This is a genomic window from Geminicoccus roseus DSM 18922 (assembly GCF_000427665.1).
GTDB classification, from domain to species: Bacteria; Pseudomonadota; Alphaproteobacteria; order Geminicoccales; family Geminicoccaceae; genus Geminicoccus; species Geminicoccus roseus.
The window spans coordinates 151382-172085 of the sequence record NZ_KE386572.1 but is presented as its reverse complement, the minus strand read 5'-3'; the positions used below and the strand labels follow the sequence as shown (position 1 = coordinate 172085).

General features: G+C 69.7%; 21 protein-coding genes. 13 read left to right on the top strand and 8 right to left on the bottom strand.

The genetic code is table 11. The features are described from left to right. Nucleotides 1-3: 3 nt before the first annotated feature. From GEMRO_RS0102170 to GEMRO_RS0102160, 3 genes are all read right to left on the bottom strand, one after another. Nucleotides 4-792, bottom strand: a complete 789-nt coding sequence (locus GEMRO_RS0102170) for a (Fe-S)-binding protein (protein ID WP_027132703.1) — start codon at nt 790-792, stop codon at nt 4-6. Nucleotides 793-868: 76 nt separating this feature from the next. Beyond that, nucleotides 869-2071 carry a murein transglycosylase A gene (gene mltA, locus GEMRO_RS0102165; RefSeq protein ID WP_407645348.1) on the bottom strand — a complete coding sequence of 401 codons (1203 nt, stop codon included), beginning with the start codon at nt 2069-2071 and terminating at the stop codon, nt 869-871. Further along, the gene (locus GEMRO_RS0102160) at nt 2068-2763 is read right to left on the bottom strand and encodes a Tim44/TimA family putative adaptor protein (RefSeq protein WP_027132701.1); all 696 of its coding nucleotides are present in this window, start codon (nt 2761-2763) and stop codon (nt 2068-2070) included. The genes mltA and GEMRO_RS0102160 overlap by 4 nt, the downstream gene beginning before the upstream one ends. Before the next feature lie 171 nt (nt 2764-2934). Here GEMRO_RS0102160 and GEMRO_RS32255 point away from each other — a divergent pair, with 171 nt between their 5' ends. From GEMRO_RS32255 to secB, 3 genes are all read left to right on the top strand, one after another. After that, a complete protein-coding gene (locus tag GEMRO_RS32255) occupies nt 2935-3507 on the top strand; it encodes an FxsA family protein (RefSeq protein ID WP_169728300.1) in 573 nt (190 codons plus the stop codon). 9 nt (nt 3508-3516) lie between these two features. Further along, nucleotides 3517-4077, top strand: coding sequence for a histidine phosphatase family protein (locus GEMRO_RS0102150; protein WP_027132700.1), 561 nt, complete (start codon nt 3517-3519; stop codon nt 4075-4077). 153 nt (nt 4078-4230) lie between these two features. After that, nucleotides 4231-4737, top strand: coding sequence for a protein-export chaperone SecB (gene secB / locus GEMRO_RS0102145; protein WP_027132699.1), 507 nt, complete (start codon nt 4231-4233; stop codon nt 4735-4737). 37 nt (nt 4738-4774) lie between these two features. On the opposite strand, the gene GEMRO_RS33965 is transcribed toward secB, so the two are convergent. Next, entirely contained in the window at nt 4775-4981 is a 207-nt protein-coding gene (locus tag GEMRO_RS33965) for a hypothetical protein (RefSeq protein WP_157505422.1), read from the bottom strand. Here GEMRO_RS33965 and GEMRO_RS33960 point away from each other — a divergent pair. Further along, nucleotides 4965-5222 (top strand): hypothetical protein, encoded by a 258-nt coding sequence (locus tag GEMRO_RS33960; RefSeq protein WP_157505421.1) that lies wholly within the window; start codon nt 4965-4967, stop codon nt 5220-5222. The genes GEMRO_RS33965 and GEMRO_RS33960 overlap by 17 nt on opposite strands. 298 nt (nt 5223-5520) lie before the next feature. Here the strand turns inward: GEMRO_RS33960 and GEMRO_RS0102130 are convergent, their stop codons facing one another. After that, nucleotides 5521-6225 carry a Crp/Fnr family transcriptional regulator gene (locus GEMRO_RS0102130; RefSeq protein WP_027132697.1) on the bottom strand — a complete coding sequence of 235 codons (705 nt, stop codon included), beginning with the start codon at nt 6223-6225 and terminating at the stop codon, nt 5521-5523. A gap of 219 nt (nt 6226-6444) precedes the next feature. Between GEMRO_RS0102130 and GEMRO_RS0102125 the strand changes: the two genes are divergently transcribed. After that, nucleotides 6445-7635 carry an NnrS family protein gene (locus tag GEMRO_RS0102125; protein WP_205624877.1) on the top strand — a complete coding sequence of 397 codons (1191 nt, stop codon included), beginning with the start codon at nt 6445-6447 and terminating at the stop codon, nt 7633-7635. 39 nt (nt 7636-7674) lie between these two features. On the opposite strand, the gene GEMRO_RS0102120 is transcribed toward GEMRO_RS0102125, so the two are convergent. Next, nucleotides 7675-8004, bottom strand: a complete 330-nt coding sequence (locus tag GEMRO_RS0102120) for a carboxymuconolactone decarboxylase family protein (RefSeq protein ID WP_027132695.1) — start codon at nt 8002-8004, stop codon at nt 7675-7677. A gap of 250 nt (nt 8005-8254) precedes the next feature. On the opposite strand from GEMRO_RS0102120, the gene GEMRO_RS0102115 reads away from it, so the two are divergent. The 8 genes from GEMRO_RS0102115 (at nt 8255) to GEMRO_RS0102080 (ending at nt 19367) form a co-directional block, all read left to right on the top strand. Next, a complete protein-coding gene (locus GEMRO_RS0102115) occupies nt 8255-9640 on the top strand; it encodes an MFS transporter (RefSeq protein WP_027132694.1) in 1386 nt (461 codons plus the stop codon). Between the two features lie 54 nt (nt 9641-9694). Then, on the top strand, nt 9695-11062 hold the full coding sequence (locus GEMRO_RS0102110) for an MFS transporter (RefSeq protein WP_027132693.1): 1368 nt from the start codon (nt 9695-9697) through the stop codon (nt 11060-11062). A gap of 139 nt (nt 11063-11201) precedes the next feature. Further along, nucleotides 11202-14948, top strand: a complete 3747-nt coding sequence (locus GEMRO_RS0102105) for a nitrate reductase subunit alpha (RefSeq protein WP_027132692.1) — start codon at nt 11202-11204, stop codon at nt 14946-14948. Nucleotides 14949-14962: 14 nt separating this feature from the next. Further along, complete coding sequence (gene narH, locus GEMRO_RS0102100) at nt 14963-16492, top strand: nitrate reductase subunit beta (protein WP_027132691.1); 1530 nt, start codon at nt 14963-14965, stop codon at nt 16490-16492. 139 nt (nt 16493-16631) lie between these two features. Next, nucleotides 16632-17378, top strand: coding sequence for a nitrate reductase molybdenum cofactor assembly chaperone (gene narJ / locus GEMRO_RS0102095; RefSeq protein WP_027132690.1), 747 nt, complete (start codon nt 16632-16634; stop codon nt 17376-17378). Nucleotides 17379-17389: 11 nt separating this feature from the next. Continuing rightward, nucleotides 17390-18166 (top strand): respiratory nitrate reductase subunit gamma, encoded by a 777-nt coding sequence (gene narI, locus GEMRO_RS0102090; protein ID WP_027132689.1) that lies wholly within the window; start codon nt 17390-17392, stop codon nt 18164-18166. 36 nt (nt 18167-18202) lie between these two features. Next, complete coding sequence (locus GEMRO_RS0102085; protein ID WP_027132688.1) at nt 18203-19036, top strand: peptidylprolyl isomerase; 834 nt, start codon at nt 18203-18205, stop codon at nt 19034-19036. Between the two features lie 13 nt (nt 19037-19049). Continuing rightward, on the top strand, nt 19050-19367 hold the full coding sequence (locus tag GEMRO_RS0102080; protein ID WP_027132687.1) for a hypothetical protein: 318 nt from the start codon (nt 19050-19052) through the stop codon (nt 19365-19367). Between the two features lie 289 nt (nt 19368-19656). Here GEMRO_RS0102080 and GEMRO_RS0102075 read toward each other — a convergent pair whose 3' ends face one another. Together GEMRO_RS0102075 and GEMRO_RS0102070 are read right to left on the bottom strand one after the other, a co-directional pair. Further along, nucleotides 19657-19911 (bottom strand): hypothetical protein, encoded by a 255-nt coding sequence (locus tag GEMRO_RS0102075; protein WP_027132686.1) that lies wholly within the window; start codon nt 19909-19911, stop codon nt 19657-19659. Nucleotides 19912-20000: 89 nt separating this feature from the next. Next, on the bottom strand, nt 20001-20669 hold the full coding sequence (locus tag GEMRO_RS0102070; RefSeq protein WP_027132685.1) for a helix-turn-helix domain-containing protein: 669 nt from the start codon (nt 20667-20669) through the stop codon (nt 20001-20003). Between the last annotated feature and the right edge of the window lie 35 nt (nt 20670-20704).

The window sequence follows — 20704 nt, the reverse complement described above, 5'->3', positions numbered from 1 at the left end:
TCCTCAGGCGTCCGCCGGCCGGCCGATCGGCGGGGCGTCCAGTTCGCCGGCCAGCACCTCGGCCACGTGGCGCACCTCGATCGGGCTGCCCTGGCGCGCCAGCCTGCCGGCCATGTTCATCAGGCAGCCGAGATCGCCGGCCAGCAGCAGGTCGGCCCCGCTCGCGGCGACGTCCTGCACCTTGTTCTCGACCATCTTGGTGGAGATCTGCGGGTACTTCACGCAGAAGGTCCCGCCAAAGCCGCAGCAGACCTCCGGCTCGGCCATCTCGGCCAGCTCCAGCCCCTCGACGCTCTGCAGGAGGCGGCGCGGCTGGCGCTTGATCTTGAGCTCGCGCAGGCCGGAGCAGCTGTCATGGTAGGTGGCCACCCGCTCCAGCGCGGCGTCGACCCGCTTCACCCCCATCACGTCCACCAGGAAGCTGACCAGCTCATGGCAGCGCCCGGCGAACTCCGCCGCCCGGGCGGCGGTCGCCTTGTCGTTCTCGAACAGGTCCGGCACGTGGGCGCGCAGCATCCCGGCGCAGGAGCCGGACGGCGCCACCACATAGTCGTAGCCCTCGAACGCATCCAGGAGGCCGCGCACCAGGTCCTCGGTGGTCGCCCGGTCGCCGGAGTTGAAGGCGGGCTGGCCGCAGCAGGTCTGCGCCTCCGGCACCTCGACCGTGCAGCCGGCATCCTCCAGCAGCTTCACGGCGGCAAAGCCCACCGAGGGCCGGAACAAATCGACCAGGCAGGTCACGAACAGGCCGACCCTGGGCTGGGCAGGCGGTGATGATGCGGCGGAAGTCATGGGGGGACCTTAAAGCCTTTTCGCGCCAGGGGAAACGCGCCGAAGCGGCCGGCCCCGGCTCCAAGGATCGGCGATGTCAGCCGACCGGTTCGACCGATCTCGGCAGGAGGATCCACAGCCGCCCGGGGCTCTTCATCGGCCCGGCGATCCGCTCGGCGGCGGGGCCGACCCCCAGATAGAGATCGGCGCGGATCGCACCCTTGATGGCGCCGCCGGTGTCCTGCGCCACCGCGACCGTCCGCAGCGGCGCGCCGCCGACCTCCTGCGGCAGGGTGGTGTCCAGCCACATCGGCGCGCCCAAGGGCCAGACCGACCGGTCGACCGCCAGGGAATGCCCGGCGGTGAGCGGCACGCCCAGCGCACCGGGCGCGCCCTTGCCGTCCGGCGGATCGGGCAGCCGCCGGAAGAACACGTAGGACGGGTTCTTCCACATCAGGGCCTGGGCCTGCTCCGGATGAGCCAGCATCCAGGCCCGGATCGTCTGCAGCGACACCTCGTCCTTGGTCAGCTCGCCCGAAGCCACCAGGTCCCGGCCGATCGCGTGGTAGAGCCGGCCGTTCTGCTCGGCATAGCCGATCCGCTCCACGCTGCCGTCGGGCAGGCGCACCCGGCCGGATCCCTGGATCTGCAGGAAGAACTTCTGGATGGGGTCGTCGACCCAGAGCAGTTCGACCCGCTGCCCCTCGATCGCCCCGGCATCGATCGCCGCCCGGTCCGGATAGAGGGTCAGCCGGCCGTCCTCGACCCGGCCGACCACCCGGCGTCCCTTGAGGTCCTCGGCGAACTCGCCCAGGTCCACGGTGACCAGATCGGCCGGCCGGCCGTGCAGGGGCACGTGGTAGCGGGGCGAGGGGGTCGGCGAGCCTTCCAGCAAAGGCTCGTAATAGCCGGTGATCAGGCCCTCGGCGCTGCCGGAATCGACCACCGCGTAGGGGCGGAACCATGCCTCGAAGAAGGTGGTGGCCGACGGGTCGTCGGGGGTGGCGGCCCGGGCATGCCGGCAGGCCTCCTGCCAGTCGGCGACCGTGCCGGCGAACGGCTTGCCGCCGAAGCGGGCGGCGGGATCGGCCTTCTCGATCCGGCCGCAGCCGGCCACGAACGCCTCCAGCGCCGCCCTTGGCGTGGCGCCGGGCCAGCCGGACAGCTGGTCGAACGAGGCCGGCTCCAGCCGCATGCCGGGCTCCGGCTCCGGCCGGTCGGCGGCACAGCCGGCCGCCAGCAGCAGGCCGGCCGCCAGCATCCATCGCGACGAGCGCGCCCAGGATCGCAACGAGGTCACTCCGGGGTCGCGGTCTCGGCGAGCAGCCAGTTCGGGTCGCTGGAGCGGACGTCGCGCTCGAAGGTCCAAAGGTCGACCACTTCCTCCGGGCGCACCGGATCGCCCGCGATGACGTTGCCGCGCGCGTCGCGGGTCACGTTGGTCTGGCGGCTGACGAAGCGCAGCGTCACCCGTGCGATGCTGCCGCGCATCCCGGCCTCGACGAACTCGGCCGCGGGCTCCGCCATGATCTCCGTCTCCAGGCGCTCGCCCGCCGCCTCGCGCTGGTCGATCGCCGCCTTGAAGTTGCGGAAGACCTGGTCGGCCAGGAGGGGCCGCAGCGCCTGCAGGTCGCCGCGCGCGAACGCGTCGACGATCATGCCGAACGCCGCCTTCGCGCCCGGCAGGAACGACGCCATGTCGAAGCCGGGATCCGCGGCGCGCAGTGCGGCCACGCCCGGGGCGAGGTCAGCGTCGGAACTGTTCACGGCCGGCGGCTCCTCCATGCGGCTGCGACGATCGGGCAGGGCCACCACGTTGTCGGCGTCAGCGGCCTGCTCGCCCGGGCGCGCCCGGCCATCCTGCTTGTGCCGTTCCAGTGGGTGCCGCTCAAGGCCGGTCCGACGCCCCAGGACGCTGCGCAGGCGATAGGCGATGAACGCCGCCACCATGGCGAAGAAGAGAATGTCGATGTAGGCGAAACCGTCGGACATGTTACCTGTTCGTCGTCAGTGACGGGTGCAAAACGCCCGCCGGATCGATCGGAAGACACCGGCGCCAGCCTGAACCGATTGGATAGCGCGGCGGATGCAGTTACACCACCGTGGATGGACCCGGCTCCATCCATCATATATGTCGCGTTCGCCGAACACAAAGCGCCTGCCTTGCCGATCAGACTTCTTCCCTTCCTGCCGCTCGCCTGGTTCATCCTCGAGGTGGTCGTCCTTGTCGAGGTCGGCCAGGCCGTGGGCGCCCTTGCCGTGGTGGCGCTGCTGTTCGCGGCGGCGATCGCGGGCGGGCTCCTGCTGCGCCATGCCGGCACCAGCGTGGTCGCCTCTCTCCTGGTGCGCAACCCGGGCGACCGGGAGCCGGCGCTGCAGCGGATCCGCTCGGCGGGCTGGCAGGTCGCGGCCGGCCTCTTGCTGATCGTCCCGGGCTTCGCCAGCGACGTGCTGGCCCTCCTGCTGTTCCTGCCCCCCGTGCGCCGGCTGATCTCCGGAATGCTGCCGAAGCCGACCCATGTGCGCGGCCGCAGCACCGTGATCGAGGGGGAGTTCCACGACATCAGCCCGGAGCCCGAGCCGACCACGACCCCGCGCTTCCCGCGGCCGGACACGCCCGGCGGCGACCGGCCGGACAGTCCCCGTGGCGACCAGCCGGTCGATGTCGAGCCGGCCGAGGGCGGTCCGTCCCGCGGCGGGGACGGCAATCCCTGGTCGCGCCGCGACCAGCCCTGATTGGACCCCATGCTGCTGATCCGCCACGCGCAGTCCGAGTGGAACCTGCATTTCGGCCGCACCCGCATCGACCCCGGGATCCCCGACCCGGTCCTGACCGAGGAGGGTCAGGCCCAGGCGCGGGCGGCCGCCCGCCGGCTCGCCGGCACCAGGGTGGCCCGGCTGATCTGCAGCCCCTACCGGCGCTGCCTGCAGACCGCCTCGATCATCGCCGAGCAGGTCGGCGCCGCGATCCAGGTGGACCCCCTGGTCCGGGAGCGCTGCGCCTTTTCCTGCGACCAGGGCAGCGCGCCGGCCGAGCTCGGCCGGCTCTGGCCGAAGCTCAGCTTCGACCATCTGGAGGAAACCTGGTGGGGCGGGCTGATCGAGAGCCAGGCCGGCATCGACGCCCGTGCCCGCGCCTTTCGCGCCCGCGAGTGGCCGGACCACGAGCGCACCGTCATCGTGTCGCACTGGGGGTTCCTGCGCGCCCTGACCGGCTTGGAGGTCCAAAACAGCGCATTCGTGCGCTATGATCCGGCAAGCGGCTCGGCGTCCCTGGAAGCCGAGCTGCCGGTCCCGGCGGCCTGAGCCGGCGGACGGGGCGTCTCCGGGCAAACAGGCGTCGCGGGCCATGGCGCCACCTGCTAGGAAGCGCCGCGACGAGGCGCCGGGCAGCCGGCCGGCGCCGCCGACCCATAATTTCGACGGGCCGACCCGTAGCCCCGATGGAGAGCCAACCCGATGAGTGACGAACCCAACACGAACGGCAAGGCCGCCGAACCGGCGCAGGCTCCGCGCCTCTCGATCGTCCTGCAGTACATCAAGGACATCTCGTTCGAGAACCCCAAGGCGCCGGCCGGGCTGCAGAGCAACGTGCGGCCCGAGATCCAGATCAAGGTCGACACCCGCGCCACCCAGGTCAGCAATGACGGGCATTACGAGGTGGTGATCGACCTGGAGGTCGAGGCGAAGGCGTCGGAAGAAACCATCTTCCTGCTCGAGCTGGACTATGCCGGGGTGTTCCAGATCGCGAACATCCCGCCGGACAGCCTGCAGCCGCTCTTGATGATCGAGTGCCCGCGGCTGCTGTTCCCGTTCGCGCGCCGGATCGTAGCCGACATGACCCGCGACGGCGGCTTCCCGCCGTTGATGATCGACCCGATCGACTTCGTGACCCTCTACCGCCAGCGCCTGGCCTCGGCGGCCAGTCAGGCAAAGGCCGGCGGGACCGACACCGCGCTCACCTGAGCGCAGGTCCTTCCGGCAGGGCGTGCCCGGCGGGAGGTCAGCCACGCACGAACGGGCCACCGGCGCTCTTGTGGCCGGTCGCCCGGGCGGGCTGGGCCAAGCCGCCGGCGGCAGGCTCCGGCCCCGGGTCCAGGCCGAGGGTCTGGCTGAGCGCCAAGACCCGGTGCGGGCCCGGCCACTGGCCGAGCATCGTCCCGGCCATGGCGCAGAACAGCAGCAGCATGACGATGCGGGCGGCGATCATCGCGGACACCTCCGATGGTGGCTGCCCGATCATCGCACCCGCCGATAAAGAAAACGTGAAGAAGCCGGCGCCGCGCCGGGGCAGGGGATTCGTCCAGCCGGTTCCGGGCGAGGCGGTCATGGCGCGCTCCGCTTCGGCCGGCAGTTCCGGAGCCGAAGCGAAACGCTGCGCCCAGGCATGGCTCTTGTCGATCCAGAGTTCCCCAGGCGGCGGCAAGCTGCTGGAACCGACGCTGCCATGACCCGCGACCTGCCCCTCTGTTGCAGCGGTTGAGGATGGCCACGGCCAGCCAACCGGGGCGGGGAGAGATCGGGGGGCGGCAGCCGGCTTCGAGCACGGGCAGGATCCGGCGGAGCCTGCGCCGGGCCTGGATGGCTGGTCGATCCGGGCGGCCACGAGGCAGGTGGGCTCGATCGGCGCCCAGGCTGCGGCCGACAGCCGGAAGGGATGGGGCATCCGCACGGACGCATCCCGGCCCGTGTTCCCGATCAGCCGATCGGAAGCCGTGAAGCGGCAGGAGGCCGGCTAGGTGTGCTGCCTCAGGCAGGCAGTTGCTCGGCCAGTGCCAGGAGCTTGCGGGAGTCGCGGACGGTGATGCGCTTGCGGTCGCTGGCCACCAGGCCCTGCGCTTCCCAGGCCGACATCACCCGGCTGACCGTGTGCAGGGTGGTTCCCGTCATCTCCGCGATGTCCTGACGGGTGATCGGGAAGTCGATCAGCAGGCCCGCCTCGGTGGCCCGCCCGGCCTGCCGGGCGAGGCGGAGCAGCGCGTGGGCGACCCGGCGCTCCACCTCCTCGGTGGAGAGCTCCCGGATCCGGGCATGGGCGTCCTGCAGCCGCTGGCCGACCATGGCGAGCGCGTTGGCCGCCAGGGCGGGGCTGTGCCCGAGAAAGCTCTCCCACTGGCTGGACGGCCAGGCGAGCGCCAGGCTGTCGATGATGGCCAGCGCCGTCGCCGGATAGTCCGTGCGCCGCATGGCCCGGGCGATGCCGAAGATGTCGCCCGGGTTCACGTGGCGCACGATGACCTGCTGCCCGTCCGGCGTGGTCTGCACCACCTTCAGGCGGCCGTGCAGCAGGGCGAAGAACTCGGTGGCCGGCGCGCCCTGCACGAATGCCGGGCTGTTCTGCGGAAGCCGGCGCAGCGCGGCGGCCGCGAGAACGGCGTCCAGGTCGTCCTCCGCCATCGACCGGAAGATCGGCAGGTCGCGGATGAGCGACCGGTCCAGGTTGCGGGCCGGCATCTTGCCTCCATGGCCGTTCGGGGGCCCGGGTCAGGATATAGCGACAGATGCCGGCATGGCGCCAACCATGTCTTGGCCCGGCCGGGCGGCATCGGAACCATGCCCGTCGCCGGCGATGTTTGCGCTGGCGCAAGGTCCGCCGGGACCAGCCAGGCTATGCTGGCGGATGGCAGGTCGAGTGGCGGCCGGCCCTCGTCCCGGTTCGGCAGGAATTCCTGGATGATCGCAAACCCATCGAAGCCGCCGCTGGCCATGCCCTACTGGCTCACCTGCGGCTTTCGCCCGTTCTTCTTCCTGGGCGCCCTGGTGATGGCGGCCTCCATCCTGGCATGGCTGCCGATGCTGGCCGGCGCCTACCAGCTCCCGACCAGCTTCACGCTGCGCGACTGGCACGTGCACACCATGCTGTTCGGGGGTCTGCCGGCGATCATAGCCGGCTTCGCGCTGACCGCTGCCAGCAACTGGACCGGCCGCCCGCCCGTGGCTGGCGGCGAGCTGGCCCTGCTGCTCGTGCTGTGGCTGGCGGGGATCCTCGCCGTTTCGGTGTCGGCCTGGATCGGCGCGCCGGCGGCCGCCGTGATCGACCTCGCTTTCCCGGCAGCGCTCGCCGGCATGCTTGCCCGCGAGGTGATCGCTGCCGGCAACTACCGCAACCTCCGGGTGGTAGCGTTGGTGGCGCTCCTGGGCCTCGCCAATGGCGGCTTCCACCTGGAGGCCGCCCATGCCGGCCTGGCCGACTATTCGGTGCGCGCGGGCATCGGCCTGGTCCTGGCGCTGGTGATGCTGGTGGGCGGGCGGATCATCCCGGCTTTCACCCGCAACTGGCTGGCAGCGCGCAAGGCGGCGGCGCTTCCCGCCCCGTTCGGGCGCTATGATGCCGCGACCGTGGCGGTCTCGGCCGCGGCGCTCCTGGCCTGGACGGCCTGGCCCTGGGCGGATGCCAGTGCTGCCCTGCTGATCCTGGCGGGCATCATGAACCTGGTCCGGATGGCGCGCTGGCAGGGGCTGCAGACCCGGTCGGAGCCGCTCTTGTGGGTCCTCCATCTGGCCTACGCCACCCTGCCGCTGGGGTTCGCGATGGTGGGCGCGTCGATCCTGGCGCCAGGATCGGTGGACCCGACGGGTGCCATCCATGTCTGGGCGGCCGGCACGTTCGGCGCCATGACGCTGGCGGTCATGACCCGCGCCAGCCGCGGCCATTCCGGGCAGCCGCTCGCCGCCGGACGGCTGGAGGTGGCGATCTACGGCCTGGTGCTCCTGGGCGCGCTGGCACGGGTGGCAGCACCCTACCTGCCGGGCGAGATCGGGCGCGGCCTGGAGTTCGCCGGACTTGCCTGGGCCCTGGCCTTCCTGGGCTTCGCCTTGGGCTATGGCCGGATGCTGCTCTTGCCGCCAGCGCGCCGGGCATGACCGGGAACAGGCAGCGCCGCCTGCCACCCGGCCATAGCCTCAGCCGTGCGGATCGGTGATGTCCTCGATCCAGGTGAGCGCCTTCACCCCCTGCGGGAAGCCCAGCGTCGGGATCGCCAGGAGGGCGACCTGCCGGAGTTCCTCCCTGGACACGCCTTCCGCGACCGCCCGGCGCGCATGGGAATGCACCGCTCCCTCGGACGAGGCGCCGACCGCCAGCGCCAGCTTCACCAGGCGCAGCGTCCGGCCGTCGAGCGGCCCCGCCTCGGCGCAGGCCTGGCCGAGCTTCGCATACGCCTCCCAGACCTCCGGATAGGATCTGGCCACCTCAGCGGCGCCGGAGGGAAGGTTTTCGGGCTTTTCTGCCATGGTGCCTCCTGATCGAGGGATTGCAGGCTACGCCCGGTGCGGGCCGCGGCCGGCCGCAGGAACTGTCCGCGGGCGCGCGGCAGCACCGGCGGCCAGCCCCCTTTGGCACGCTAAGTAAGAGCCCTTAAGGGCGGACCGCAATCATCGGCTTTCGCTTCACCGTTTGATCTGGCGCAAATCCAGCTCGCTGCGGATCGGCAAAGCATGCCCGCACTGGATCCCCCGCGGATCGGCACTCGGGCATAACCTCATGAACCCAGCTACTCCCATATCCAGTTCCGACCAGCGCCGGGCCTTGTGGCTTTCCACGCTGGCCTTCACGGTCTGCTTCGCGGCCTGGACGATTTTCTCGATCATCGGCGTGCGGATCAAAGCCGAGCTCGGCCTGTCCGACACGCAGTTCGGCCTCCTGGTCGGCACCCCGATCCTGACCGGCAGCCTGGTGCGCCTGATCCTGGGCATCTGGGCCGACCAGTATGGCGGCCGCCTCGTCGCGTTCTTCACCATGCTGGCGGCAGCGTTCGCGACCTTCATGCTGACCTACGCCTACGACTACCCGACCTTCCTCCTGGCGGCGCTCGGGATCGGCATGGCCGGCGGCGTGTTCTCGGTGGGCGTCGCCTACGTGTCCCGGTGGTTCCCCAAGGAGAAGCAGGGCACGGCGCTGGGCATCTTCGGCGCCGGCAATGTGGGTGCCGCGGTCACCAAGTTCCTGGCCCCGCTCGTCATGGTGGCGCTCGGCTGGCAGGCGGTGGCGCAGATCTGGGCGCTGGCGCTGGTGGTCATGGCGGTGGTGTTCTTCATCCTCACCGAGGACGATCCCGAGCTTGCCGCGCGCCGGCAGGCCGGCATCCGGCCGGAGCCGCTCTCGGCGATGCTGGTGCCGCTGAAGAACCTGCAGGTCTGGCGCTTCTCGCTCTACTACTTCTTCGTGTTCGGCGGGTTCGTGGCGCTGGCCCTGTGGCTGCCCCACTACTACACCGACGTCTACGGCCTGAGCATCGTGGCCGCCGGCTGGCTGGCCGCGGCCTACTCGATCCCCGGCTCCTTGTTCCGCGTCCTGGGCGGCACGCTTTCCGACCGCTTCGGCGCACGCCGGGTGATGTACTGGACCTTCGCCGGCTCGGTCGCCTGCACCTTCCTCCTGTCCTACCCGGCGACCCGCTACGTGGTCGACGGCGTCCGCGGCCCGATCGAGTTCAGCATCGCCATCGGCCTGGTGCCGTTCACGGTCCTGACCTTCGTGCTGGGCTTCTTCATGAGCCTGGGCAAGGCGGCGGTCTTCAAGCACATCCCGGTCTACTACCCCGGCCGCGTCGGCGCGGTGGGCGGCGTGGTCGGCCTGATCGGCGGCCTGGGCGGCTTCGTCCTGCCGATCGCCTTCGGAGCCATGAACGACCTGGTCGGCGTGTGGACCTCCTGCTTCATGCTGCTGTTCCTGATCGTGGCCACCAGCCTCGCCTGGATGCACGCCGCCATCCTGCGGATGGAGAAGCGCGCCTATCCCGAACTCGCCCGCAAGGACCTGGCCGAGATCGAGGGGCTGCACCCGCAGCCCGCGGGAGCGCCGGACCGGCCTGCCCGGCCGGTTCCGCCCGCGCCCCATGGCGGCCTCTCCGGCGTGCCGGCCGAATGAACCTGCCGGCGGGCACGGTCCCGCCGGCCCCTCCTCCAGCAAGGACGAACCCCGATGTCCGTCGCCACCCTTCCCGCTGCCTCGGCGCGGCCGCTTTCGGCCGAGTGGCTGAAAAGCTGGGAGCCCGAGAACGCCACCTTCTGGACCCAGAGCGGCAGCCGCCTCGCCTGGCGAACGCTGGCGATCACCACGGCCAACCTCACGTTGGCCTTCGCGGTCTGGTTCCTGGTTTCCGCTCTGGTGGTGCGCCTGCCGGCGATCGGCTTCCAGCTCACCACCAGCCAGCTTTTCTGGCTGGCGGCGATGCCGGGCCTTGCCGGCGGCACGCTGCGCCTGGTCCACATGTTCCTCACCCCCGTCTATGGCACCCGCAAGGTGGTGGGCTACTCGACCCTGTCGCTGCTGGTCCCGGCGGTCGGCTGGTTCTACGCGGTGCAAAACCCGGCCACGCCCTACTGGATCCTGATGGCGCTGGCCTTCCTGGCGGGCCTGGGCGGCGGCAACTTCTCGTCCTTCATGCCGTCCACCAGCCTGTTCTTTCCCAAGCGGATGCAGGGCACCGCTTTGGCGATCCAGGCGGGCGTGGGCAATTTCGGGGTCTCGGTCGTGCAGTTCCTGACGCCCTGGCTCATCGGCTTCGCCCTGGTGGGCGGCACGATGCTGGGCGGCCCGCAGGAGCTGACCCGGGGTGATGCGACCTCGTCCGTCTGGCTGCAGAACGCCGCCGGCATCTACATCCCCTTCATCGCCGTGCTGGGCCTGGCAGCGCTGTTCCTGCTGAAGAGCGTGCCGGTGAAGGCGAACTTCCGCGAGCAGATGGACATCTTCCGCTCGCGCCATACCTGGGCGATGACCAGCCTCTACATCATGACCTTCGGCGCCTTCTCGGGCCTGGCCGGAACCTTCCCGCTGCTGATCAAGCAGTGCTACGGCGACCTGCCGGGCGCCCCGGACCCGCTCGCCTATGCGTTCCTGTGCCCCCTGGTCGGCTCGCTGATGCGGGTCGTGGCAGGCCCGGTCTCGGACCGGCTGGGCGGCGCCAAGGTCACCCATGTGGCGGCGATCGGCATGCTGGCCTGCGTGCTGTTGGTGCCCTTCTACACCCAGCCGGCTTCCATGGCCGACTTCCCTTACTTCGTCGGCGCCATGCTGGGCCTCTCGGCGTTCGCCGGCATCGGCAACGCATCGACCTTCAAGCAGATGCCGATGATCTTCCCGCCGCGCCAGGCGGGCGGCGTGATCGGCTTCACCGCGGCGGTGGCAGCCTACGGGCCGTTCCTGTTCGGGATCATGTTCGGCGCCGCGGTCGGCCTGTTCGGCAGTCCCAACGCCGTCTTCTACGCGCTGGCGGTGTTCTTCGCGTTCAACATCGCCCTGAACTGGTGGATGTACGCCCGCCGCGGCGCCGCCACCCCCTGCTGATCCCGGGGACCTCCGGGACATCCCTTAGGTGGATGCTCGGAATTTCCCGCGAGGCGGGCGCTGGCTACCACCCGAGCAAGAACTTCACCAGGTCGCGCCCGCTCCTTTGGAGGGCGTGCGGGGGCCGAGAGGATCCGAGATGAGCCACTTTCTCGACAGGCTGACCTTCTTCAACCGCACGGTGGGCGAGTTCTCGGATGGCCACGGGATCACCACCCGCGAGGACCGGCGCTGGGAGGATGGCTACCGGAAGCGCTGGCAGCACGACAAGGTCGTCCGCTCGACCCATGGCGTGAACTGCACCGGGTCCTGCTCGTGGAAGGTCTACGTGAAGGGCGGGATCGTCACCTGGGAGACCCAGCAGACCGATTATCCGCGGACCCGGCCGGAGCTTCCCAACCACGAGCCGCGCGGCTGCGCGCGCGGGGCCAGCTACAGCTGGTACCTCTATTCCGGCAACCGGGTGAAGTACCCGCTGGTCCGCTCGCGCCTGCTCCGGCTGTGGCGCGAAGCGCGGGCGATGATGACCCCGGTGGCCGCCTGGGCCTCGATCGTCGAGAACCCGGAAAAGCGCCGGGCCTATACCAGCAAGCGCGGCCATGGCGGCTTCGTTCGCGGCACCTGGGACGAGGTCAACGAGATCATCGCGGCCGCCAACGCCTACACCGCCCGGACCCACGGCCCCGACCGGATCTTCGGCTTCTCGCCGATCCCCGCCATGTCGATGGTCTCCTATGCCGCCGGTGCCCGCTACCTGTCGCTGCTGGGCGGGGTCTGCATGTCGTTCTACGACTGGTACTGCGACCTGCCGCCGGCCTCGCCGCAGACCTGGGGCGAGCAGACCGACGTGCCGGAAAGCGCCGACTGGTACAATGCCGGCTTTTTGATCCTGTGGGGCTCCAACGTCCCGCAGACCCGCACGCCCGACGCGCATTTCTATACCGAGGTCCGCTACCGCGGCGCCAAGAGCGCCGTGATCTGCCCGGACTATTCGGAAGCCTCCAAGTTCGCCGACATCTGGCTGTCGGTGAAGCAGGGCACCGATGCGGCGCTGGCCATGGCCATGGGCCACGTGATCCTCAAGGAGTTCCACGTCGACCGGCAGGTGCCGTACTTCACCGACTACGTGAAGCGCTACACCGACATGCCGATGCTGGTGCGCCTGGTGAAGCAGGACGGCCGGCTGGTCCCGGAGCGCTTCGTGCGCGCCTCCGACCTGGCGGGTGCTGTGGGCGAGGCCAACAATCCCGAGTGGAAGACGCTCGCCTACGACCAGGCCAGCGGCGAGCTGGTGGCGCCGCTCGGCTCCGTGGGCTTCCGCTGGGGCGAGAAGGGCAAGTGGAACCTCGAGGCCAGGCGCTCCGACGGCAAGGAGGTCGACCTGAGCCTGTCGCTCTACGACAGCGCCGATGCCTTCGAGGACGTGGCCTTCCCCTATTTCGGCAACATCGCCCACGAGCACTTCGCCGCCACCGAGCATGCCAGCGTGCTGGAGCGCCGGGTCCCGGTGAAGAAGCTGGCGCTCGGCGACGGCGAGGCCCTGGTCGCGACCGTCTACGACCTGTTCCTCGGCAATTACGGCATCGAGCGGTTCGGCGGCGCCAACGTGGCGACCTCCTTCGACGACGATGTGCCCTACACGCCGGCCTGGGCGGAGAAGATCACCGGCGTGCCGCGGGACAAGATCATCGCGGTGGCGCGCGAGTTCGCGCTGAACGCCGAGAAGACCAATGGGCGGTCGATGGTGATCATCGGCGCCGCGATGAACCATTGGTACCACATGGACATGAACTACCGCGGCGTCATCAACATGCTGGTGATGTGCGGTTGCATCGGCCAGTCCGGCGGCGGCTGGTCGCACTATGTCGGCCAGGAAAAGCTCCGGCCGCAGTCCGGCTGGGCGCCGCTCGCCTTCGGGCTGGACTGGGGCCGGCCGCCGCGCCAGCAGAACTCGACCTCGGCCTTCTACGCGCACACCGACCAGTGGCGCTACGAGACGATGGACGTGGCGGACATCCTGTCGCCGACCGCACCCCCTGGGCCCTGGGACGGCGCGATCATCGACTACAACATCCGCGCCGAGCGCATGGGCTGGCTGCCCTCCGCCCCGCAGCTCCAGACCAACCCGCTGGAGGTGGGGCGAAGGGTGGCGGCATCCGGAACCGACGCGAAGGACTATGTCGCCAAGGCCCTGAAGTCGGGCGAGCTCAAGCTTTCCTGCGAGGACCCGGACAACCCGGCCAACTGGCCGCGCAACCTGTTCGTCTGGCGCTCGAACCTCCTGGGCTCCTCGGGCAAGGGCCACGAATACTTCCTCAAGCACCTGCTCGGCACCTCCAACGGCGTGCTGGGCAAGGACCTGGGCGAGCAGGGCCGGCAGAAGGCCAAGGAGGTCGTCTGGCACGACCAGGCGCCGGAAGGGAAGCTGGACCTGCTGGTCACGCTCGACTTCCGCATGTCGACCACCTGCGTCTACTCCGACATCGTCCTGCCCACCGCCACCTGGTACGAGAAGGACGACCTCAACACCTCCGACATGCATCCCTTCATCCACCCGCTCACCGCGGCGGTGGACCCGGCCTGGGAATCGCGCTCGGACTGGGAGATCTACAAGGGCCTGGCGCAGGCCTTCTCCGAGGTCGCCCCTGAGGTGCTGGGCGTCGAACAGGACGTGGTCCTGACGCCGATCATGCACGACACGGCGGGCGAGATCGCGCAGCCCTTCGACGTGAAGGACTGGAAGAAGGGCGAGATCGAGCCCGTCCCGGGCAAGACCATGCCGCAGGTGACGGTGGTCGAGCGCGACTACCCCAACCTCTACAAGCGCTTCACCGCGCTCGGCCCGCTGATGGCCAAGGCCGGCAATGGCGGCAAGGGCATGGCCTGGAACACCGGGCACGAGGTCGAACTGCTGAAGGCGCTGAACGGGGTGGTCGCGGAGGAAGGGCCGACCAAGGGGCTGCCGCGGATCGACAGCGCCATCGACGCCTGCGAGGTCCTGCTGATGCTGGCGCCGGAAACGAACGGCGAGGTGGCGGTGAAGGCCTGGGAGTCGCTGGAGAGCTTCACCGGCCGGGAGCACGCCCACCTGGCGCTGCCCAAGGAGGAGGAGAAGATCCGCTTCCGGGACGTCGTGGCCCAGCCGCGCAAGATCATCTCCTCGCCGATCTGGTCGGGCCTGGAATCGGAGAAGGTCTGCTACAACGCCTGCTACACCAATGTCCACGAGCTGATCCCGTGGCGCACGCTCACCGGCCGCCAGCAGCTCTACCAGGACCATCTGTGGATGCGGGCGTTCGGCGAGGGCTTCTGCGTGTACCGGCCGCCGGTCGACCTGAAGACGATCCGGCCCGTCCAGGGCAGCGTCCAGGGCAACGGCAACCCCGAGATCGTCCTGAACTTCATCACGCCGCACCAGAAGTGGGGCATCCACTCCACCTATTCCGACAATCTCCTGATGCTGACCCTCAACCGCGGCGGTCCCGTGGTGTGGGTCTCGGAGAACGACGCGAAGCAGGCGGGGATCGCCGACAACGACTGGATCGAGGTCTACAACGTCAACGGCGCGATCTCGGCCCGTGCCGTGGTCTCGCAGCGCGTCAAGGACGGCATGTGCATGATGTATCATGCGCAGGAAAAGATCATCAACACGCCGGGCTCGCCCATTACCGGCCAGCGCGGCGGCATCCACAACTCGGTCACCCGCGCCGTCTTGAAGCCGACCCACATGATCGGCGGCTACGCGCAGCTTTCCTATGGCTTCAACTACTATGGGACGGTCGGCGCCAACCGGGACGAGTTCGTCGTGATCCGCAAGATGGACAAGGTCGACTGGCTGGAGGGCCCCCATGAGGCCGCCCCCGCCGCTCTCCAGGCTGCCGAGTAAGGAAGACGATCGCCATGAAGATCCGCGCCCAGATCGCGATGGTGCTGAACCTCGACAAGTGCATCGGCTGCCATACCTGCTCGGTGACCTGCAAGAACGTCTGGACGAACCGCGAAGGGCTTGAATACGCCTGGTTCAACAATGTCGAGACCAAGCCCGGCATCGGCTATCCCAAGGACTGGGAGAACCAGTCCAAGTGGAAGGGCGGCTGGACCCGCAAGGCCGACGGCAGGATCGAGCCGCGCATCGGCTCGAAGTGGCGGGTGCTGGCGAATATCTTCGCCAACCCCGACCTGCCGGAGATCGATGACTATTACGAGCCGTTCGACTTCGACTACGAGCACCTGCAGAAGGCGCCCGAGGTCCAGGCCTTCCCGACCGCGCGGCCGCGCTCGAAGATCACCGGCGAGCGGATGGAGAAGATCGAGTGGGGCCCGAACTGGGAGGAGATCCTGTCCGGCGAGTTCGCGAAGCGGTCCAAGGACCAGAACTTCGAGGGCGTCGAGAAGGAGATCTACGGCCAGTTCGAGAACACCTTCATGATGTACCTGCCGCGCTTATGCGAGCATTGCCTGAACCCGACCTGCGTGGCGGCCTGCCCGTCGGGGGCGATCTACAAGCGCGAGGAGGACGGCGTCGTCCTGATCGACCAGGACAAGTGCCGGGGCTGGCGCATGTGCGTCTCGGGCTGCCCGTACAAGAAGATCTACTACAACTGGTCTTCGGGTAAGTCCGAGAAGTGCACGCTCTGCTACCCGCGCCTGGAAGCCGGGATGCCGACGGTCTGCTCGGAGACCTGCGTCGGCCGCATCCGCTACCTGGGCGTGGTGCTCTACGACGCCGACCGGATCGAGGCCGCCGCCGCCACGCCGGACGAGCGCGACCTCTACGAGGCGCAGCTCCAGGTCTTCCTCGACCCGAGCGATCCGCAGGTGATTGCACAAGCGCGCGCCGAGGGCATCCCGGAGGCCTGGCTGGAGGCGGCCAGGCGCTCGCCCGTCTACAAGATGGCGATGGAGTGGAAGATCGCCTTCCCGCTCCATCCCGAGTACCGCACCCTGCCGATGGTCTGGTACGTGCCGCCGCTCTCGCCGATCCAGTCGGCGGCCGAGGCCGGCAGGATCGGGGTGGACGGCGAGATGCCGGACGTGCGCAGCCTGCGCATTCCCGTGAAGTACCTCGCCAACCTCCTGACTGCAGGGGTGGAGGAGCCGGTGGTGACGGGGCTGGAGCGCATGCTGGCCATGCGCACCTACATGCGGGCCAAGACCATCGACGGCCTGATCGACGAGGGGGCCGCCAGCAGGGTCGGCCTCACCGGCGCGCAGATCGAGGAAATGTACCGCTACATGGCGATCGCGAACTACGAGGACCGGTTCGTCATCCCGACCTCGCACCGCGAGCTGAGCATCGAGGACGCCTACGACCTGCGCGGCTCCTGCGGCTTCTCGTTCGGCAATGGCTGCGCCGGCGGCGACAGCGAGACCAACCTGTTCGGCGCGCCCAGGGGCAAGAAGGCGAAAACCCCGATGGAGGTCGCCTGATCCCTGGAAGGGACCTCCGTAGGTTTCCTGAGCCGGACCTACGGAGATCTCCCGAATGAACGACGGCGCGCCCTTCCGCTAGTTCTCGGCACAACGGAGCCGGAACGACAACGGGGGCGGCGCGCCCTGGAGATCCTCGATGAAGACCCTGAAGGCCATGTCGGCCCTGCTGACCTATCCGACGCCGGGACTGGCTGCCGCCGTGCCGGAGATCCGGGCCGTCCTGGCAGAGGAACGAATCCTGGACGCGTCGCAGCGTGCCGGCCTGGAGCCGCTGCTGGCCCGGCTGGAACGGGGCGATGTCTACGACCTGCAGGAAGCCTACATCCTGCTCTTCGACCGCACCCGCTCCTTGTCCCTGCACCTGTTCGAGCACGTCCACGGCGAGAGCCGCGACCGCGGCCAGGCCATGGTCGACCTGAAGGGCGTCTATGAGGCGAAGGGCTTCGGCATCGCCACCAGCGACCTGCCCGACTTCATCCCGATGTTCCTGGAATATGCCTCGCTCCTGCCGCAAGCGGAGGCGCGCCGCCTGCTTTCCGAGCCGGCGCACATCCTGACCGCCATCGGCCTGCGCCTGGCGCGCAAGGGATCGGACTATGCCCCGGTCTTCCAGGCGCTGGCGGCGCTGGCGGCCGAGGAGCCAAGCGAGGCCGCGTTCGAGGCGCTGCAGCCCGAGGACGATATCGATCCGGGCGACCTGAAGGCCCTGGATGCCGCCTGGGCGGAGGAGGAGGTCCGGTTCGGGCCGGGTGCCGCGACCAAGGAGTGCGGCGCCGACAGCCTCGCCGCCAGGTTCCGCCAGGCGTTTCGCCCAGCACCGGGCGTGCAGCTCCCGCAGCCGCCGCGCACCGCCGTCAGCCATTCATCGCCCGCGCGAGCCTGAGGAGAGGCGTCATGACGCTCAATCACGTCCTGTTCGGCTGGTATCCGTACCTGGCGCTCACGGTGTTCGTGGTCGGCTCGCTGCTGCGCTTCGACCGGGAGCAGTACAGCTGGAAGGCCGGCTCCAGCCAGCTCCTGCGCGCGCGCCAGCTCCGGCTCGGCTCCAACCTGTTCCATGTCGGCATCCTGGTGATCTTCCTCGGGCACCTGGGCGGCCTGCTGACCCCGATCGCGGTGTTCGACGCGCTCGGCATCGGCCACGGCTTCAAGCAGGGCATGGCGATCGTGATCGGCGGCATCGCCGGCATCGCCTGCTTTATCGGCATGTCGCTCCTGGTGCACCGGCGCCTGTTCGACCCGCGGATCCGCAAGACCTCGTCCTTTTCGGACATCGGCATCCTGCTGATCCTCTACGTGCAGCTGATCCTGGGCCTGTCGACCATCCCGCTCTCGCTCGGCCACATGGACGGCGGCGAGATGGTGAAGTTCATGAGCTGGGCGCAGGGCATCGTCACGATGCAGCCGGGCGCCTCGGCGATGGTCGCAGACGTGCACCCGATCTTCAAGGCCCACCTGTTCCTGGGCATGACGATCTTCCTGCTCTTCCCGTTCACCCGCCTGGTCCACGCATTGTCCGCCCCGGTCTGGTATCTCGGGCGCACCGGCTACCAGATCGTGCGCACCAAGAAGCTGCAGCCGGCTGCCAGGCAGCGCCCGGCCATCGGTGACCTGCCGCCCCAGATGCGGCCCGCCGCCATCCGCCCCACCCCGGTGCAGCCCGCCGAGTAAGGGCCAGCAACGCCCGGCCACCAGGAGGTCCGCCCGATGTCCACCTGCACCATCAAGACCCAGCCCGCCGCCCACCGAGCCGTGGTGAAGGTCAATGGCGTGGTCATCCCGCACGCGATGATCTCCCGCGAGGCCCAGAACCACCCGGCGCGGTCGCCTGCGGCAGCCTGGAAATCGGCCGCCCTGGCGCTCGTGGTGCGGGAGGCGCTGAGCCAGGAGGTCCGGCGCCTGGACATCGCGGCGGCGCCGCTCACGGACGGGCAGGGCCGGCGGGAGACGTTGGACGAGGCGCGGATGCGCGGCCTGGTGGAGCGCGAGGTGGCCACGCCGGAGCCGACCGAAGAGGAGTGCCGGCGCTATTACGCGCGCAACCCCGGCCGCTTCCGGACGCCCTCGATCTGCGCGGCGGCGCACATCCTGTTCGCCGCGGCACCGGGCGACGGCAGGGCGCGGGCGGAGGCGCGGGACAAGGCGCGCCAGGCGATCGCGGCGCTGGCGGCGGAACCTGGCGGGTTTGCCGAACTGGCCAGGCTGCACTCCGCCTGCCCGTCCCGGGAGATCGGCGGCCAGCTTGGCCAGGTGACGCGCGGCCAGACCGTGCCGGAGTTCGAGGCGGCGCTGGAACGCATGAACGAGGGCGAACTGTCACGAGAGCCGGTCGAGAGCCGCTTCGGCTTCCACGTGATCCGGCTGGACCGCAAGGTCGAGGGCGCCGCGCTCCCGTTCGAGATCGTGGCGGTGCGGATCGCCGGCTACCTGGCGGATGCGGTGAACCGGCGGGCCCAGGCCCAGTATGTCGCCCGCCTGCTGGCCGCCGCCCGGGTGGAGGGGATCGAGATCCCGGCACCCGGCGACCACAACGTGCATTGAAGGACGACGGACGATGCTGCTCGGCGACCTGATCGCCCGCCTCGACGATGCGGACGTCGCCACCGAAACCCTGTTGGGCATGGACGACCTCGTGCTGCTCAGCCGCATCGAGGCGGCAGCGGCGCAGGCCGGGCTGGCGCCCGGCGCGTTCGCCGCCCAGGCGGTGGCCTTGTTCGCCGGGCAGGCCTCGGACGAGGACTGGGTGTCGCTGATCGGCGTGATGGGCCAGACCACCGATCCGGGCCAGGCCTGCCTGAAGAAGATGGTCGAGTACGCGCTGCGGCCGACGCAGGCCGCCCATGGATGCGGCCATCACCACCATCCTTCGTGACTCCGGCCGGTCCGCGCACGGGCCGGCCATTGCCTATTGAAGCCGGGAGCATCCGAGCGATCTTGAGGGTACCGAACCCTGGGCACCCTCATGAGCGACATGGTGGCGGCACTCGTTCTCTGGTGCGGCATCGGCATCGCCAGCCTGCTCTGGACCCGCGAGGCGGAGCCATCCCCGCTGGCGGCACTGGCCGATATCGCCCTCGCCGCGCTGCTCGGGCCGTTCTCCCTCCTGCTGGCCTATCTGGCAGCGCAGATGGAAAGTCCGGAGGAGGAGGGCGGTCCCACCCCTACCTGTCCCTGGCCGCCGCGCCTCGATCGGCACGCGCCGGCGCCTGCGGACGCATCAGCAGGATGTAGAGCTCCACCAGGATCAGGGCCCAGCCGCCGCCCATCACGACGAGCGCCGAAGCACCCGCGCCGATCGGCAAGCCGCTCAGGGTGGCCAGCACGATGCTGGCGATCCGCAGGATCACGACGATCCCCCACGCCATGAAGGCGAGTGCCAGGAGCTGCGCGGCACGGGGGAGGAAATGGCTCGTCATGCGCGAATGAACGCAGCCACCCCGCGGAGGTTCCGCGGGGTGGCTGCGTCGATGCGGCGAAGAGGGAGAGAAGCGGGATCCGCGCCGAGCTACGCGTCGAAGCCCCGCAGGGCAGCCATGTCGCGGACGATCACCGTGCGCCGGGTCGCCAGGACCTCGATCACCCCCAGGCGCTCGAGCTGGGTGAACGAGCGGGACACGGATTCGATGGTCAGGCCGAGATAGTCCGCGATGTCCGCCCGGGGCATGGAAAGGTCGACCACCCGGCCGGCAGCGCGGTCGCTCAGGTCGAGCAGGAAGGCCGCCACCCTGCCGATCGCGCTCTTGCGCGCCAGGACCAGCATGTGGTCGTGCGCCCGTCCGAGGTCGCGGATCATGGCGTCCATCACCATGCGCCCGATCCGGCCATCGCCGGAGGCCACCCTGTCGAAGCTGCAGCGGCGATAGGCCAGGACAGTGACGTCGCCCAGCGCCTCGGCGGCGAAGCGGTGCTCGTGGCCCGCCTCGATCCCGAAGACGTCGCCCGCCGTGTAGAAGGCCGCGATCTTCCGGCGGCCGTCGGCGAGGACCTGGCAGGTGCGGACCATGCCGGAGACGACCTTGTAGAAGAATATCGGGCAACCGCCCGCCGCCATGATCGTCTCGTCCTTGACGAAGCTCCGCACCCTTCCCAGCGGCGGAACCTCGGCCGCCTGCCATGGGGAGGCCTGGAGGACGGCTGCAGCCGGAGCGAGGGGCGCAACGCGTGTGGGGTGCATCGGAACCTCCGGCGGTCGATGGGTGGCGTCACCGC

Bases quoted from the DNA above. Each gene is read 5' to 3' on its own strand.
- GEMRO_RS0102170 (WP_027132703.1), bottom strand. From the start codon at position 792: ATGACTTCCGCCGCATCATCACCGCCTGCCCAGCCCAGGGTCGGCCTG.
- GEMRO_RS0102160 (WP_027132701.1), bottom strand. From the start codon at position 2,763: ATGTCCGACGGTTTCGCCTACATCGACATTCTCTTCTTCGCCATGGTG.
- GEMRO_RS0102150 (WP_027132700.1), top strand. From the start codon at position 3,517: ATGCTGCTGATCCGCCACGCGCAGTCCGAGTGGAACCTGCATTTCGGC.
- secB (WP_027132699.1), top strand. From the start codon at position 4,231: ATGAGTGACGAACCCAACACGAACGGCAAGGCCGCCGAACCGGCGCAG.
- GEMRO_RS33960 (WP_157505421.1), top strand. From the start codon at position 4,965: ATGCGGGCGGCGATCATCGCGGACACCTCCGATGGTGGCTGCCCGATC.
- GEMRO_RS33965 (WP_157505422.1), bottom strand. From the start codon at position 4,981: ATGATCGCCGCCCGCATCGTCATGCTGCTGCTGTTCTGCGCCATGGCC.
- GEMRO_RS0102130 (WP_027132697.1), bottom strand. From the start codon at position 6,225: ATGCCGGCCCGCAACCTGGACCGGTCGCTCATCCGCGACCTGCCGATC.
- GEMRO_RS0102125 (WP_205624877.1), top strand. From the start codon at position 6,445: ATGATCGCAAACCCATCGAAGCCGCCGCTGGCCATGCCCTACTGGCTC.
- GEMRO_RS0102120 (WP_027132695.1), bottom strand. From the start codon at position 8,004: ATGGCAGAAAAGCCCGAAAACCTTCCCTCCGGCGCCGCTGAGGTGGCC.
- GEMRO_RS0102115 (WP_027132694.1), top strand. From the start codon at position 8,255: ATGAACCCAGCTACTCCCATATCCAGTTCCGACCAGCGCCGGGCCTTG.
- GEMRO_RS0102110 (WP_027132693.1), top strand. From the start codon at position 9,695: ATGTCCGTCGCCACCCTTCCCGCTGCCTCGGCGCGGCCGCTTTCGGCC.
- GEMRO_RS0102105 (WP_027132692.1), top strand. From the start codon at position 11,202: ATGAGCCACTTTCTCGACAGGCTGACCTTCTTCAACCGCACGGTGGGC.
- narH (WP_027132691.1), top strand. From the start codon at position 14,963: ATGAAGATCCGCGCCCAGATCGCGATGGTGCTGAACCTCGACAAGTGC.
- narJ (WP_027132690.1), top strand. From the start codon at position 16,632: ATGAAGACCCTGAAGGCCATGTCGGCCCTGCTGACCTATCCGACGCCG.
- narI (WP_027132689.1), top strand. From the start codon at position 17,390: ATGACGCTCAATCACGTCCTGTTCGGCTGGTATCCGTACCTGGCGCTC.
- GEMRO_RS0102085 (WP_027132688.1), top strand. From the start codon at position 18,203: ATGTCCACCTGCACCATCAAGACCCAGCCCGCCGCCCACCGAGCCGTG.
- GEMRO_RS0102080 (WP_027132687.1), top strand. From the start codon at position 19,050: ATGCTGCTCGGCGACCTGATCGCCCGCCTCGACGATGCGGACGTCGCC.
- GEMRO_RS0102075 (WP_027132686.1), bottom strand. From the start codon at position 19,911: ATGACGAGCCATTTCCTCCCCCGTGCCGCGCAGCTCCTGGCACTCGCC.
- GEMRO_RS0102070 (WP_027132685.1), bottom strand. From the start codon at position 20,669: ATGCACCCCACACGCGTTGCGCCCCTCGCTCCGGCTGCAGCCGTCCTC.